Below are 14,923 nucleotides of genomic sequence, written 5' to 3'. Positions count from 1 at the left end.
AATGGAAGTTTACCGACTTTCACGCGAGAAATATGCCGGTCCGTTGTCGGGCAAAGGGGCAGCCATGAAAGGGGCAAGGTGGAATTCAGCAGGAGTGGAACTAATATACACCGCAGCCAACCGTTCGTTGGCTATGGCCGAAGTGGCAGTGCATTTTACATGGGCTACGCTGCCGGACGATTATGTGATGATAAGTATCGACATTCCGGATGATATAGCCATAAAAGAGGTGGCAGAGGGAGCACTACCGGCTAACTGGAAAGACTTTCCACATCCGGTATCTACTCAGAAATTCGGCGATGAGTTTGTATTTGACAACCAGTTCTGTGTTTTACGAATCCCCTCTGTCGTTACACAAGGAGATTTTAACCTGCTCATCAATCCTAATCATAAAGATTTTAATCGAATTGAGATAAGCAAAATTGAGAAATTTCCATTTGATAGGAGGCTTTTGAAGTAAACTACCATCCAACCTTTAATCAACAAAATCCATGACCCAATCAAAACAACTCCCCACCGAAGTACGCACCGAACTGCTCAAAACCCTGAAAACCCGTTTTGAAAAAAATAAGAATCGGCATGAAGCAATAGGCTGGGAGCTTGTAAGGGCGAAGCTGGAGGTTGATGCTGACAAATTGTGGTCGTTAAACGAAATGGAAATAACCGGAGGCGAGCCAGATGTTATTGGTTACGACGCCAACACCAACACCTGTATTTTCTGCGATTGTTCGGCTGAAAGCCCGAAGGGCCGCCGGAGTATCTGCTACGACCACCCTGCATTAAATGCCAGAAAGGAGTATAAACCCGCCAACAGTGCCATAAATATGGCTGAGGAAATGGGCATTGAGTTATTGAATGAAGAACAGTATCGCCATTTGCAAACCCTTGGTAAATTTGATACCAAAACTTCCAGCTGGCTGCTTACCCCCGATGCGATTAGAAAGCATGGCGGGGCTATCTTTGGCGACTGCCGGTATAATCATGTCTGGACCTACCATAACGGTGCCGACTCTTACTACGCCGCCAGAGGTTTCCGCGGGTTGTTAAAAGTATAAGAGCATTTAAACTGCGCTGTATCCGTACCAAAACCAGATTAATTCCTCCTGAAAACCGCTTTCAATTGAAACTCTTCATTTTGTGTAGCTACCCTGTGTAGTTTGCATTTTATCTTTGCTGTATCAAACAATCAGCCTGATGTCATATTGCTTTTACATTGACCGCATGACGGGCGCGCAACAGGCGCTTCATAAAAACTACCATGATAACCATTATGGTTTTCCGATACATGACGATAACGAGCTTTTCGGGCGATTGCTGATGGAAATCAACCAGGCAGGCTTAAGTTGGGAAACCATCCTGCGCAAGGAAGAGTCGTTCCGCACGGCCTACGATAACTTCAATATCGGTAAGGTAGCCAATTATACCGAGGCCGACCGCGCACGCCTGATGGCCGATGCGGGCATTATCAGAAACCGACTGAAAATTAACGCCGCCATTGAAAACGCCCGTACCATACAAGGTTTGCAGGCGTCGCATGGGTCGTTTGAAAAATGGCTGGAAGCCCACCACCCACGTACCAAAGACGAATGGGTGAAATTGTTTAAGAAAACTTTCCGCTTTACAGGCGGAGAAATTGTAAATGAATTTCTGATGAGCATTGGCTATCTGCCCGGTGCGCACGATACCAACTGCCACATATACCATCAGGTTTTAGCCCAAAAACCACTCTGGTACAAGGCTGTTTAATAACCTCCACGATTTTTTGATTGAGTCCGCCGCTGCATTGCGGCAACCTTTACGCGATCTGCACGGGCGGCCTTACGGGCCGCCTCATTGCAGTACTACTCTGCCCGCTTTATATAGGTTGAAGCCTTTTTATGCCTTTTTCTTTTGCAAAGCATCAAAAATTGCGCGAGTATTGTATAAAAATGTATTTATGGCCGCCGATAATGACCTCATAATTACAGTGCTGGAGTCTCAATACAGAGCTGCGTTTGCCATGCTGCGCGCTGCTATTGTAAAAGTACCCGCCAATTTGTGGCATACCCACACTAGCCGGCCCCCGCTCTGGCAGCTCACTTTTCATACTCTCTGGGCAGCAAAAATGTATCTTTCGGCTAACCCGTGGTCATTTACTCCGTGGCAAAATGCCCATCGCGGCGCCGAAAACCTCAGCAATAAACCCACCACTACCGCTCATACACCCTCAGAAATACTCAGCTTTATAGATGATATACAAGCCAGCCTGGCACATGACCTTTCTCAACTGCCCCTCCATGCGCCTTCGGGCTTTGAGTGGTATCCCGTAAGCAGGCTTGAGCTGCACCTGGTTAACATCAGGCATATTCAGCACCATACCGCCCAAATCATAGAGCGGCTCAAATCGGTAGGCATCAGCGGTTTCGACTGGGTAATAAAGGGTTAATCATAAATTTTTAAGAAAACATTTGGCAAATTCAAAAACCGATTTTACATTTGTCGACCAAAATACAATTTTAGTCGAAAAGTTTGAAGCTATGGAGAAAGACGAACTGGTTATTCAGGATATTATAAAAGGAGCCAAAAAATTAATGCAGCAGTATGGTTTGAAAAAAACCACCATGGAAGACATAGCCAAAGCTGCCGGCAAAAGCAAAAGTACCTTGTATTATTATTTTAAAGATAAAGAAGAGATATTTGACAGGGTCATCAACCTTGAAATCGACGAGTTTTTTTATACCGTTAAAACCGCAGTTAATGAACAGCCTGACGCCGTACGTATGCTGAAAGCCTACATTGTAACAAAGGTTAAAACCATTAAAGAAAAGGTAAACCTTTACAGCCTGGTGGTTGAAAACGACCTGGCCGGAAGATTAAATGAAGAATGTGCCAACCTGCGCAACAGGTATGACCACGAAGAAAAACAACTGCTGGAGTCTATATTTGCCAAAGGCGTAGAAACCGGGATAATGAAAGAAGAGATTCTGGAAAACCTTGATTTGATAAGCGATTTAATGGTGAGTTGTATCAGAGGAATTGAACTGGATATGATAGCCCGCAAGAAAAACACCGCACTGGCCGACAAGGCAGACCTGCTGGTGGATATGGTAATTAAAGGAATGGGCAGGTAAAGCACACCAAAACAATGCTTCTAGGAGCATTTTTTTAGTGCCCAAATTCGACCAAAAAACGATTTTAGTCAAACAGTAAACAAAACAAACCAATGACAAGCAGATTAAATGTATTAGCGGCTTCGGGCCTGCTGGTTTTAGCAGGATGCGCCCCACACGAGCCAGCCAAAACCGTAGAAACCAAAAAAGATAATCAGGTGCAGGTAGAAAAACCAATGCCTTACAGCGGCGTAGTGCAGGCCAGATACTCGGGCGTGGTAGAAGCGCAGAAAACAACCGCTTTGAGCTTTGCCACCCTGGGCACTGTAACCGATATACTGGTGGCCGAAGGCCAGAACATAAAAAAAGGCCAGTTGCTGGCCAGGCTAGACGCCTCTACTGCACAAAACGCGTATCAGGCCGCATTGGCAAGTCAGAAACAAGCCGAAGACGCCTACAAAAGAATGAAACCCATGAAAGAAAACGGCACCCTGCCTGAAATTAAATGGGTAGATATAGAAACAGGCTTGCAACAGGCAAAGTCGGCAGTGGCAATTGCTCAGAAAGCCATCAGCGACTGCAACCTGTATGCGCCTGTAAGCGGAGTAATAGGCAAAAAAAATGTACAGCCCGGCATGAACGTGGCTCCGTCAATGTCGGTGCTTGAGCTACTGGGCATCCAGACGGTTTATGTAAAAATACCTGTTCCTGAAGACGAAATCAGCATGTTCAAAAAAGGCGAAACCGCCGAAATAACCATCAATGCCATTGGTAAAACCATTACCGGCACGGTAAAAGAAATTGGTGTAACGGCCGACATCCTGTCGCATTCTTATCCGGTAAAAATAGAAGTACAGAATTCGGCAGCCGAAATTAAACCCGGCATGATTTGCTCGGTGCAGACCACGGCTCATGACCAGCGCACCGGCGTTTTGGTTTCAAACAAAGCCTTGCAGAAAGATGTAGACGGCCAGCAGTTTATTTACCTCGAACAGGGCGGTAAAGCCACAAGAGTAAACGTAAAAACGCTGAAGCTGATAGACAACCAGGTGCTGGTGCAGGGCGATGTGCCACCCGCTGCCAACATTATTGTGGCCGGGCAGCAAAAATTAAGTAATGGTTCAACAGTTCAAATTGCGCGTTAATCATGAAAAAACAGAAACTGAATATTATCGAACTGGCTATGAAGCATAAGCAGATAGCCATCATTATTACAGTGATACTCTCTATTGCAGGGGTGGTGTCGCTGATGATAATGCCCCGGAACGAGTTTCCTGAGTTTACCATTCGTCAGGGTTTAATTATCGGGGTGTATCCCGGTGCCAGTTCAGCGCAGGTGGAAGAAAAACTAGCCACCAAAGTTGAAAGCTTTCTGTATGGTTTTCAGGAAGTAAACCGCGAAAAAACCTATTCTATCTCTAAAGAAGGAATGCTGATTGTTTTTGTAGAGGTAAATAATAACGTGAAAGACCCGGACGCATTCTGGGACAAAATTAAGTTTGGCTTAAACAATCTTAAATCAGAGCTGCCGCCGCAGGTACTTGCATTGGTTGCCAATAATGATTTCGGAAATACGTCGGCCATATTACTTACGGTGCAGTCAGACACCAAGAGCTACAAAGAACTTGACCGCGAACTGAAAGTAATTGAAACTGAATTCAGAAAAATAAAGTCGGTCTCTAAAGTGAAGCACTTTGGTTTGGTTCAGGAGCAGATAACCGTTTATCCTGACAACGACAAACTGGCTTACTACGGTGTAAAACCCGTTAATGTACTGGCCGCTGCACAACTGGAAGGCTCTATTTATTATGGCGGCGAGCTGGACAACGGCCAGCTGATAACCCCGATACACATTCCGTCAACCTATCAATCGGAAGAAGACATCAAAAACCAGATAGTTTATACCGATCCCAACGGTAATGTAATCAGGGTAAAAGACGTAGCGCGCGTGGTAAGAGAATATCCCAAGCCAGACGCCATCATCAAAAACAACGGCACAAACAGCCTGCTGATATCGCTGGAAATGCAACCCGGAAACAACATTGTTTCTTTTGGTAAAACGGTAGACGAAACGCTTGAATCGCTGAAGGGCAAAATATCGCCTGATGTGCAGATTGCCAAAATAGCCGATATGCCACAGGCCGTCGAGCATTCCATAACGCACTTTCTGAAAGAATTTGCCATTGCCATTGTAGCCGTTATTGTTGTTACCATGCTGCTGTTGCCATTCAGGGTAGCTGCGGTAGCAGGGGCTACCATTCCTATTTCAATTTTTATTACCCTTGGTATTTTATATGCCTTAGGCATTGAGCTGCACACGGTGTCGCTGGCAGGGTTAATTGTGGTGCTGGGTATGGTGGTAGACAACGCCATTGTAGTGCTTGACGGGCACATTGAAAAACTTGACCACGGTGAAACCCCCTGGAACGCCGCCTGGAAAAGCGCCAGAGAACTGTTTATACCGGTGTTTTCGGCCACTATGGCTATTATTGCCACTTATGTGCCTATGATGTTTTTTCTTGACGGCATGGTGGGCGATTTCGTGGGCGCATTGCCCATAACCATTGGTGTAGCCCTTATTACGTCTTTGCTTATTGCCTGTTTTCTGGTTCCGTACTTAAGCTATGTGTTTATTAAAAAAGGAATCAGGAAAGAAACCGCTAAACCGGGAAGGAAATCGCTGCTAGATGTGATTCAATATGGTTATGACAAAACGCTTGAACTGGCTTTTAAATTCCCCAAAACTACTATTCTGGCCGGTATTGGCTCAGTAGTAGCAGGTATAGCTATTTTTGCAACGGTGCCACGCCAGTTGTTCCCGAAAGTAGACCGTAACCAGTTTGCAGTAGAAATTTATCTGCCGGAAGGCAGCACCCTGGAACAAACGGCCTTTGTGTCTGACAGCCTCGAAAAAATGCTGATAAAAGACAAACGCGTTGCCAATGTGGCGGCCTTTGTAGGTACCAGCTCTCCGCGTTTTCATACCACGTATGCGCCCAATTTTCCATCCAGAAATTATGCCCAGCTGGTGGTTAATACCCAGACAGCCAATGATGCCATCGCACTGCTGGCAGAATATGAAGCCAGGTACCGGAATCATTTCCCGAATGCCTATGTGCGTATGAAACAGCTGGATATGCTCAGCACTACTGCACCTATAGAGGTACGTATCAGCGGCGATAACCTCGACAGCATCAAGACTGTGGCCATGCAGGTAAAGGCAGCCATGAATAAAAATGAAAACGTTATCTGGGCCAGAACCGACTACCTTAATCCACGGCAGGGAATAAGCGTTGAAATCAATGATGAGATTGCCAACCGGCTTGGTTTAACCAAAGGTACGGTGGCGGCATCGCTGGCTGCCGGTATGTCTGGCATGCCTGTGGGTACCATCTGGGAGGGCGACTACCCCGTTAATATCAAACTGATGAACACCCCGGGCCAAAAAAACAGCTTTGACGACATCGCCAATCAGAATGTAACATCGCCAATAACAGGCGCAACTGTTCCGGTAAGGCAGATAGCCAGCGGCATTACCAACGATTGGAGCGAAGGGCAGATTATCCGCCGCAACGGTACCAGAACCATTACCGTAAGGGCTGACGTGAAACGCGGCGCCCTTGCTTACAAGGTACTGGCTGATATTAAGGCTGCTATAAAAACCATTCCTTTGCCCAGCCAGACAACCCTGTCTTATGGCGGAGAAGAAGAAAGCGAAGTAGAAAACTATGTTCCAATGGCCAAGGCATTGGTGGCCGGTATCCTGCTTATCTTTTTTATCCTGCTGTTTCAGTTCAAAAAACCCAGGCTGGCGCTGTTGGTAATGACCACCATGCCACTGAGTTTTCTTGGTGCAGCCTTAGGTATTGTTATTACGGGTTATCCTTTTGGTTTAACATCGTTTCTGGGTATTATGAGCCTGATGGGCATTGTAGTACGTAACGGGATTATCCTGATTGATTATGCCGAAGAATTACGAACCCACCACGGAATGACACTCCTGAACGCCGCCGTAGCAGCCGGTAAACGCAGAATGCGGCCTATATTCCTGACCTCGTTTGCGGCCGCCGTAGGTGTGGTACCCATGATACTGAGCGGCTCTACCCTGTGGGGGCCTTTGGGCGCGGTGGTATGTTTCGGGTTACTGGTGTCTATGGTACTCACCCTGTTTATGGTGCCGGTGTTGTACCAGCAATTATTTAAAAAGAACTACGCTTAAAAATCTGAAAATGAGATATATAACCCTCTTATTGGCGGCTGTGTGCGTATCGGCAGCAGCCTTTAGCCAAACCACGCTTACCCTTGAGCAAAGCCAGACGCTTGCTCTGAAAAACAACAAGGCGTATAAAAACACGGCACTTGAAATTGAAGCAGCCAGAGAAATGCAGCAGAATGCTTATACCAATTATTTTCCGAAGGTAAGCGCCAATGTTTTTGGTATGCAGGCCATAGACCCGCTCGTAAAATTCAAGATGGATGGCGGCAACCTGCCTGTGTATGACGGCAACCCGGCCAACCTGGCCAGTGCCACACAGTTTGCGTATTTTCCGGGTATGGACCTGCGCATGATGCAACGCACAGCGGCCGGAGTGCTGAATATTGCCCAGCCATTGTATACCGGCGGGCGGCTTACAACCGGCAACCAGCTGGCCACACTTAATGTAGATGTAAAAGAAAAACAACAACAGCTAAGCCAAAACGAAGTGCTGCTGAAAGTAGAACAGCAATACTGGCAGTTAATATCGTTACAGGAAAAACAAAAGACACTAGAAAAATATGAGGTGTTGCTGAATGATGTACGCAGGCAGGTAGATGATGCCCACAAAGCCGGGTTAATTATTAAAAACGATGTGCTGAAAGTGCAGATTAAACAAAGTGAGTTTGCGGCCAACAAAAACAAACTGCAAAACGGCAAAAAACTGGCAACCATGCAGTTTTGCCAGACCATCGGCATTGTATATGACAGCACCCTGGCATTGCAGGAAACCCCCGATATAAGCCGGAACCCGATGGCCTATTATGTGAATCATGGCGGGGCTTTAACCAACCGCACTGAATATAAACTACTGGAGAAATCGGTAGAAGCGGCGCAACTGCAAACTAAAATGAAAAAAGGAGAGTATATGCCAACTGCCGCACTGGGGCTGGCGGGTTACCATCTTAATTTTCTGGAAAGCGGCACCAAGAATTTTACCAACGGGCTGGCGTATGTCTCGGTTTCTGTTCCGATATCTGACTGGTGGGGTGGGTCTCACAGTATCAAAGAGTCTAAAATAAAAGAGCAGATAACCGCCAACAGCTTTGAGGATACCAAGGGCCTGCTGACACTGCAAATGGAAAAGGCCTGGACAGACCTGAACGAAGCATGGAAGCAGATAGCCATTATTAAACAAACGGCCATTCAGGCAGAAGAAAACCTGAAAGTGAGCCAGTCGGGTTATGCCAGTGGTTTGGTAACACTATCTGACCTGCTGGAAGCCCAGGCCCTGGTAACAGAAACCGCCAATAAACTGACAGAAGCACAAACACAGTACAAACTGGCCGTTACAACCTACCTGCAGGTAACCGGCCGGAAATAAAATAGGGAATAACCCAAAAAAACTGCCACATGAGGGCGGCCGCAAGGATAGAGCAAAGAATAGTGAGGCGGCCGCCATTCAGGTGGTAAATGTATGGCAAAAAAAAGCGCCCTTAAACAAGAGCGCTTTTAAACCTTACCCAAACTAATATCAAAACTTAATGTACGTTTATTCCATTCAATTAATTCCACATGGTGCCGTTCAGGCCCAGCACTATGCCCAACCAAAGTGCTACTGCATAGATAAGCACAGCCAGCACATTAGCCAGTACCTTTTTTGCCCCGCCTTGTATGCGTAATATATCCAAAATATGGTTGCAAAATCCGGCGGCTGCCCCGGCCAGCGGTGTTATTAATAGTGGCTGTATCATCCAGTATGGCCCCCAGTCCGGGTGGTTCGGATTCACTCTTAATACAAAAAACAGAATTACAGCCAGCCCAACGGCAAGGCCTGTAAATACCCGCTTTACCAATTGGGGTGTAAAGCTAAATACCGATTTGAATGTGTTTTGTGATGTCATTTCTTTTAATGTTTTTCTGGTGTTAATTGATTTTGCTAACGGAAATTAAAAATGTTTGTCGGCGTTGCTCTTCCATACGGCAGCAACAAAGCCTGCTTGTGAGAAGCTGATAATTGTTAACAATAGCTTTTTCATACTCATTTTTAATGGCTGCAGTTGCCTGCTTCAGAATTCTGAAACAAAGTAAATGAAAGTACTTTGTATTTAAAAGTAAATTGTTAAAAAAATGTAATGGTTCTCTTTTTTGCTGATAATCAATACTTTAGAGTAGTAGAGTGCCAATTGGAAAGGTAAAAAAAACAGGATGTATAAAAAGCCAATTGCTGCCAAATAATCTTTGCCGAAGAATATTTGCCTCAAAATACTTTTTAGACACCCCGCTTCCGGTAAAATCAGGCAGAGGTTAACTTGGTATTCAGTTGCCCCAATAGCTTATTGAGCGTTTTATGAAAACCCGCAATTTCTTCAAGTGCAACAGCATCGTCAGAGAAACTACTCAGTATTTTTTCAGGTATCAGCACCGCTTTTTCTTTTAGCTGTTCGCCTTTTTCGGTGAGCGAAACCACCACTTTGCGTTCGTCTTCGCTTGAACGTTTTCTTAACACCAGTTCTTTTTGTTCCAGCCGTTTAAGCAAAGGCGTTAAAGTGTTAGATTCCAGATACAGCCTGGCCCCAATTTCGGTTACTGTCAGGCCATTGTGTTGCCATAGCACCAGTAAAACCAGGTATTGGGGGTAGGTTATATCAAGTTCGCTCAGAAACGGCTCATATAATTGGGTGGTGAGCCTTGAAGCCGCATACAGCGGAAAACAAAGCTGTTTGTCCAGGTGCAGAGCCGTAAAATCTTGTTCGGTTTTCATAACAATTGTTGTATGTAGGCTTCCATGTTTTCGGGCCTGGTGGTGGGCGCAAATCTTTTTACAGCCTTACCGTTTTTGTCGATTACAAATTTGGTGAAGTTCCACTTGATGTCATCAACCAGCAAACCACCTTGCTCGGCTTTCAGGTAGTCAAATATCGGGTGGGCGTTAGGGCCGTTTACCTCAATTTTTTCGAACATAGGAAAACTGACACCGTAGTTTAACTGACAAAACTCTTCAATATCTTTTGAGCTGCCAGCTTCCTGATTGGCAAACTGGTTACACGGAAAACCCAGCACCACCAGCCCCTTGTCTTTATTGGCCTGGTATAGTTTTTCAAGGCCTTCGTATTGCGGGGTAAGGCCGCATTTGCTGGCTGTATTCACTACCACTACGGTTTTGCCCTTAAACTGGCTCATAGAAACGGGCTTGCCCGAAAGCGCTTTGGCTTCAAAATCATAAAAATTCTTAGGTGCTCTGTCTGCTTTTTTGCTGAATAAAAGTTTTAAACCACCTGTAGACCACAAGGCCCAGAGAACCAAAACCGGCTGAAAAAATAAGCGGATTAACCGTTTTTGGTCGGTATCAAGGCCAAAGGCATCAATGCCGTTGGTGTATTGAGATATATTACCCGGAAAAATAAGGATGTAAAAAATGGCCAGCGCGATACCCACTTTGGCACGTTGCTTAACCAGAAATATCATTGAAAGCCCCAGTGCTATTTCAACCAGACCGGAAGAAAGCACCACGAAGTCCATAAATGCGGGGTTAGTAGGCAACCAGCGGGGCACCTTTGCCAGAAACTCCTGCCTTTGAAAAGTAAGATGACCAATACCTGCCAGGGTCATCAATGCACCCAACAGAATTCTGGACAGGTTTTGTATGCGTGAAGTTTTCATTTATTAAAAAATTTAGTCGTTTAAAATTAAATCGCTTGCGATGCAAATTTAGTAAATAAAGTTTACCCGGCACCAACTTTTTGAAAATTTAATGTGGCAGAGCTAAAAAATCAATGCTGCCAATAGGCTGTGTAGGGGGTAGGTAAAAAAATAAAGATGGCAAATAAACCACCGCGAGGTTTTCAGGTCAAAGCAGGGCAATCTTATTTAAAAGCGAATGACCGATAAAACTACCACTACAAAAACGCCTGATTCTGCCCCTAAAGCCCAAAAAAAGAAATCTGCCCTGCGCGAATGGTTCGACTCCATTTTGTTTGCCGTTGTGGCGGCCTCATTAATACGCTGGCTGATGTTTGAGCCTTATACCATCCCCAGTGGCTCTATGGAAGCCAGCCTGCTGACAGACGATTTTATTTTTGTAAGCAAATTTCATTATGGCACCCGAACGCCCAAAACAATTCTGCAGGTACCGCTAACGCATCAGAAAATATGGGGTACCGAAATCCCCTCGTTTCTCGACTGGATTCAGCTTCCGCAATTCCGTTTGCCGGGTTTTACGCATGTTAAAAATGGCGATGTGGTGGTTTTTAATTACCCCGGCTGCCCCGAGCGGCCCGATGAGTTTGGCGGTTATGACAAGTACCCGGTTGATTTACGCACCAATTATATTAAACGTTGTATTGGCGTGGCAGGAGACGTGGTGGCCTTGAATGCCGGACAAATAACCATAAACGGCAAGCCTTTTATAAGCCCGGCAACGGTACAGATGGAATACGAAGTTGAAACCAGTGATTTGGTGAACGAAAAGGTTTTCAGGAAATACGGTATTACTGAGTTCAGCCAGTTGGTAAGCCCTGAAAACACCATTGTGTATGATGTAAGAGCCACCGAAAAAGCCATTAAAGATTTGCAGAGCCAGGATTTTGTGAAGCGCACCCAACAGATATTACTGGCTAAAGGTGATACCAGCAACCGGAATTATGTTACGTTTCCGCATAATACGCGGCTTTTTCCGAATAATCAGGATAACATGGAGGCATTTACTGTACCCAAAAAGGGTATGAAAATTGCGCTAACTGAAAAAAACCTGGCTTTCTATAAGGGTATTATTACCACTTTTGATGGCAACGATGATGCCCGCTACGAAAACGGACAAATATTAATAAACGGCAAGCCCATTAGCACTTATACTTTTAAACAGAACTATTATTTTATGATGGGCGACAACCGCCATAGTTCTGACGACTCGCGTTTCTGGGGCTTTGTGCCGGAAGACCACATCGTGGGCAAGGCCATATTTGTTTGGATGTCGTTCGATAAAAACGGTACGTTCTTCAACAAAGTACGCTGGAAACGATTGTTCAGCATAATTCATTAAGTCAGCAGCCTATGGGTTATCTACCCAGCCCAGGGGCTTTTCGGGCGTACGCGAGTCGCTCCTGATACACAAAGCCGTTGGTACTCTCGGCGGGCCGCCGGAGATGAGTATCTTGGCCGCACCACCTGGGCCGCCGCCAGATGGTGAGGGTTCAGGGCTTGGGGCACGGGCCATCAGGGCATTGAAGAGTCCGGGCGGAACGGCATTGCCCGTATCCCGGCGGTCGAGCCAGTATCTGATTATTGAAACATCAGATACGGCAAAATAGCCCACTACTGTTTCTTTTTTATCACGTACATTACTGATGTTGCCGCGCAGAGCCGTTGGCGGCGTGTCTGTTATGCCGCCATTGTTTTCTGTCTGCTGCTGAAAAAGTCTGAAATACGCATACGCATCTTTGGTGTGCGATAACTGGCGTAATTCAACCAATGCACCCTGATACTGGTAATAAGGTATTTTGGCAACTTTTCTTTGCAAAATCTGTCCGCCATTGGTAAGCCGGTCTTCAAACAGATTTAGGGTGGGGCTATAAAATACCTGCCAGCATTGGGTGCGGCACTGGTAGTCGTAGGTCCATTCGGTGGTAGGCACCGGAGGCATTCTCCAGTCGCTGTTCCAGTTAGATTGTGGGCTGAAACAATCTTCAAAAGGTTCATTACCCGATACAAAGTACCTTTGTTCAAGGTACACCCCCGACAATATTTTATTAACCGCATAAACGCCTCTCACACAGCTTTTGCACCATTCCTGTTTTTCATAAAGCACCCACTCCCAGCTATAAAAATTGCGTTGGTCGGCAGGGTCTTGAGTATCCACATACAGTTCATGAAAACCGTTAAAACCAATACCGTTTATGGCTTCAGCAGCAGGGTTAAATGTGGCATTCACGTTTTTCATTGGTGCAACAGCTTCCAGTTTTTCCGGCTCCGACGCATAGTCGGCACCGTCAGTAAGTCTGAATTTTAACTGATAAGTCTTTCCGGTCTGCCCCCTGAAATGCTCCGGCAGCGCATAATAACCCGGCCGGTTTTTATCTTCTGTATAGATTACCGTTTCCGAGCCATCAACCAGCAGTTGCACCGTGGCACCGGTAAGAGGCAAAGATACCAGCCCAGACAGCGCATCGGTTCTGGCACGGAATAGCTTCAATGTTTGCGGCTCGTCGGCGGTGGTCAGGCGGCCTTCAACAATAATGGCATTCAGATTATTGTTTACATTAAATGCTATCTGGTCTACACAGCCTGCCGCCACCAGTAAAACCAGCAGTATTAAAGCTGAGGGTAGGCATAAACCTTGTTTTTGAGGTTTCATTTTTTTGTTGGTGTGCATTTAGTTGGTTCTGGTTCGTCAATCCACCCAAGGGGTCTTTTTCCGGTACTATGTCTGGTTTCCAGGCAGGTGGCCCTGGGTACTCTGGGCGGGCCATCCCAAATAAGCATAAAGGCTACTTCAGGCGGTTCGGGTTCTGCATTAGGCTTACGCTGGTTTAAAATCTCAAACAAACCCGGCGGCACCAGGTCGCCGGTATCTTTCCGGTCTACAAATTGCCGTACATGTATGGCCGCCGACGCCGCAAAATACCCTACTACCACTTCGCGGTCGTTGGCAATATTTCTGATGTTGCCTTTTAGTGCCGTAGGCGGTGTACTGGCAATGCCGCCATTGTTTTCGGTTTGTTCCTGAAAGTGCTTAAAATACCTGAACGCCTCTTTGGTTAAAGAAAACTGCCTGATTTCTATCAATGCCCCCGTGCATTGGTAATAGGGCATCCGGGCAATTTTACGGTCTATAATCCGGCCGCCGTTGGTGAGGCGGTCTTCAAACAGATTCATGGTTTCGCTGTTAAAAATTTCCCAGCAGCCATCGCGGCATTCGTAATCGTATATCCAGGGCTTGCTTACAAAGGCGGGTGCTCCGGGCTTGCGTTCGGCAGGCTGGGTAAAACAGTTTTCATAAGGTTTACTGCCCGACTGATAAAACCTGTTAAACGGGTATTGCCCCGGTATAACTTCATTTACGGCATAAATGCCGTTTTCGCAGGTGCGGCACCATTGTTTCTTTTCGTAGATGGTGTATTCCCAGCTATAATAGTTTTCCTGGTCGGCGGGGTCCTGCACATCCACGTATATAGAATGTACTCCTTTATAGCCTTCGGGCTTGTCAAAAGGCTCATTGGCATTATACTTAATATGTAGTTGGGCAATGTCTGGCACGGCAGGCATTACTTCTATGGTCGACTCATACCTGCCTCCGTCGGCCAGCTCAAATCTAAGCTGATACGCGGCTCCGATTCTGGCCTTAAAACTGGCTGGTAAATAATAGGCGCCGGGTTCTTTTTCGGTCATGGGTATTACTTCGGTATTATTCACCACCAGTTCAACCCTGGCTTTTTCTACTACTATAATACCAGCGCGCCCGTTTTGTACTTTAGACCGGTGAATCTTTACCATTTGCTCGCCCGGGCCGTTGGTTACCCTGCCTTCTACCGAAAGCACATCCACTTTATAGGCAGCATCATATTCAATCTGGTCTATGCAGCTCAACCCTGCCAGCATTAAGGTTATAAAACTCAATATTTTCCTGATACTCCGCACCTGA

The 14,923-nt window shown here is 46.0% G+C and carries 14 protein-coding genes; 9 read left to right on the top strand and 5 right to left on the bottom strand.

The annotated features are described in order from the left end of the window. Window position 1 precedes the first annotated feature (1 nt). From C0V77_RS09720 to C0V77_RS09685, 8 genes are all read left to right on the top strand, one after another. Window positions 2-460 carry an RES family NAD+ phosphorylase gene (locus C0V77_RS09720; protein WP_101726152.1) on the top strand — a complete coding sequence of 153 codons (459 nt, stop codon included), beginning with the start codon at window positions 2-4 and terminating at the stop codon, window positions 458-460. Window positions 461-491: 31 nt separating this feature from the next. Beyond that, window positions 492-1,055, top strand: a complete 564-nt coding sequence (locus tag C0V77_RS09715; RefSeq protein WP_101726151.1) for a DUF4256 domain-containing protein — start codon at window positions 492-494, stop codon at window positions 1,053-1,055. A gap of 139 nt (window positions 1,056-1,194) precedes the next feature. Further along, on the top strand, window positions 1,195-1,746 hold the full coding sequence (locus C0V77_RS09710; RefSeq protein ID WP_101726150.1) for a DNA-3-methyladenine glycosylase I: 552 nt from the start codon (window positions 1,195-1,197) through the stop codon (window positions 1,744-1,746). 172 nt (window positions 1,747-1,918) lie between these two features. Continuing rightward, on the top strand, window positions 1,919-2,425 hold the full coding sequence (locus C0V77_RS09705) for a DinB family protein (protein ID WP_158237920.1): 507 nt from the start codon (window positions 1,919-1,921) through the stop codon (window positions 2,423-2,425). A 91-nt stretch (window positions 2,426-2,516) separates the two neighbouring features. Then, window positions 2,517-3,110, top strand: a complete 594-nt coding sequence (locus C0V77_RS09700; protein ID WP_101726148.1) for a TetR/AcrR family transcriptional regulator — start codon at window positions 2,517-2,519, stop codon at window positions 3,108-3,110. A gap of 92 nt (window positions 3,111-3,202) precedes the next feature. Then, window positions 3,203-4,234: an efflux RND transporter periplasmic adaptor subunit gene (locus tag C0V77_RS09695; protein ID WP_101726147.1), complete on the top strand. Its 1,032-nt coding sequence runs from the start codon at window positions 3,203-3,205 to the stop codon at window positions 4,232-4,234. 2 nt (window positions 4,235-4,236) lie between these two features. Then, on the top strand, window positions 4,237-7,308 hold the full coding sequence (locus C0V77_RS09690) for an efflux RND transporter permease subunit (protein ID WP_101726146.1): 3,072 nt from the start codon (window positions 4,237-4,239) through the stop codon (window positions 7,306-7,308). A 10-nt stretch (window positions 7,309-7,318) separates the two neighbouring features. Further along, entirely contained in the window at window positions 7,319-8,668 is a 1,350-nt protein-coding gene (locus C0V77_RS09685) for a TolC family protein (RefSeq protein WP_101726145.1), read from the top strand. A gap of 181 nt (window positions 8,669-8,849) precedes the next feature. Here C0V77_RS09685 and C0V77_RS09680 read toward each other — a convergent pair whose 3' ends face one another. The 3 genes from C0V77_RS09680 to C0V77_RS09670 form a co-directional block, all read right to left on the bottom strand. Next, the gene (locus C0V77_RS09680; protein WP_229236248.1) at window positions 8,850-9,188 is read right to left on the bottom strand and encodes a potassium transporter KefB; all 339 of its coding nucleotides are present in this window, start codon (window positions 9,186-9,188) and stop codon (window positions 8,850-8,852) included. Window positions 9,189-9,580: 392 nt separating this feature from the next. After that, window positions 9,581-10,048, bottom strand: a complete 468-nt coding sequence (locus tag C0V77_RS09675; protein WP_101726144.1) for a MarR family winged helix-turn-helix transcriptional regulator — start codon at window positions 10,046-10,048, stop codon at window positions 9,581-9,583. Then, window positions 10,045-10,575, bottom strand: a complete 531-nt coding sequence (locus C0V77_RS09670; RefSeq protein WP_255408964.1) for a glutathione peroxidase — start codon at window positions 10,573-10,575, stop codon at window positions 10,045-10,047. The genes C0V77_RS09675 and C0V77_RS09670 overlap by 4 nt, the downstream gene beginning before the upstream one ends. Before the next feature lie 589 nt (window positions 10,576-11,164). Here C0V77_RS09670 and lepB point away from each other — a divergent pair. Beyond that, window positions 11,165-12,325: a signal peptidase I gene (lepB, locus tag C0V77_RS09660; RefSeq protein WP_101726143.1), complete on the top strand. Its 1,161-nt coding sequence runs from the start codon at window positions 11,165-11,167 to the stop codon at window positions 12,323-12,325. 9 nt (window positions 12,326-12,334) lie between these two features. On the opposite strand, the gene C0V77_RS09655 is transcribed toward lepB, so the two are convergent. Further along, window positions 12,335-13,636: a DUF4249 domain-containing protein gene (locus tag C0V77_RS09655; RefSeq protein WP_158237919.1), complete on the bottom strand. Its 1,302-nt coding sequence runs from the start codon at window positions 13,634-13,636 to the stop codon at window positions 12,335-12,337. Beyond that, window positions 13,633-14,898, bottom strand: a complete 1,266-nt coding sequence (locus C0V77_RS09650) for a DUF4249 domain-containing protein (RefSeq protein WP_143706048.1) — start codon at window positions 14,896-14,898, stop codon at window positions 13,633-13,635. Before C0V77_RS09650 ends, C0V77_RS09655 begins: the two co-directional genes overlap by 4 nt. Window positions 14,899-14,923 lie beyond the last annotated feature (25 nt).

Source organism: Emticicia sp. TH156, assembly GCF_002855535.1.
Lineage (GTDB): Bacteria > Bacteroidota > Bacteroidia > Cytophagales > Spirosomataceae > Emticicia > Emticicia fluvialis.
This window is presented reverse-complemented; position numbering and strand designations above follow the sequence as displayed.

Coding starts and splice junctions, on each gene's coding strand:
- C0V77_RS09720 (WP_101726152.1), top strand. CDS start 2: ATGGAAGTTTACCGACTTTCACGCGAGAAATATGCCGGTCCGTTGTCG.
- C0V77_RS09715 (WP_101726151.1), top strand. CDS start 492: ATGACCCAATCAAAACAACTCCCCACCGAAGTACGCACCGAACTGCTC.
- C0V77_RS09710 (WP_101726150.1), top strand. CDS start 1,195: ATGTCATATTGCTTTTACATTGACCGCATGACGGGCGCGCAACAGGCG.
- C0V77_RS09700 (WP_101726148.1), top strand. CDS start 2,517: ATGGAGAAAGACGAACTGGTTATTCAGGATATTATAAAAGGAGCCAAA.
- C0V77_RS09695 (WP_101726147.1), top strand. CDS start 3,203: ATGACAAGCAGATTAAATGTATTAGCGGCTTCGGGCCTGCTGGTTTTA.
- C0V77_RS09690 (WP_101726146.1), top strand. CDS start 4,237: ATGAAAAAACAGAAACTGAATATTATCGAACTGGCTATGAAGCATAAG.
- C0V77_RS09685 (WP_101726145.1), top strand. CDS start 7,319: ATGAGATATATAACCCTCTTATTGGCGGCTGTGTGCGTATCGGCAGCA.
- C0V77_RS09680 (WP_229236248.1), bottom strand. CDS start 9,188: ATGACATCACAAAACACATTCAAATCGGTATTTAGCTTTACACCCCAA.
- C0V77_RS09675 (WP_101726144.1), bottom strand. CDS start 10,048: ATGAAAACCGAACAAGATTTTACGGCTCTGCACCTGGACAAACAGCTT.
- lepB (WP_101726143.1), top strand. CDS start 11,165: ATGACCGATAAAACTACCACTACAAAAACGCCTGATTCTGCCCCTAAA.
- C0V77_RS09655 (WP_158237919.1), bottom strand. CDS start 13,636: ATGAAACCTCAAAAACAAGGTTTATGCCTACCCTCAGCTTTAATACTG.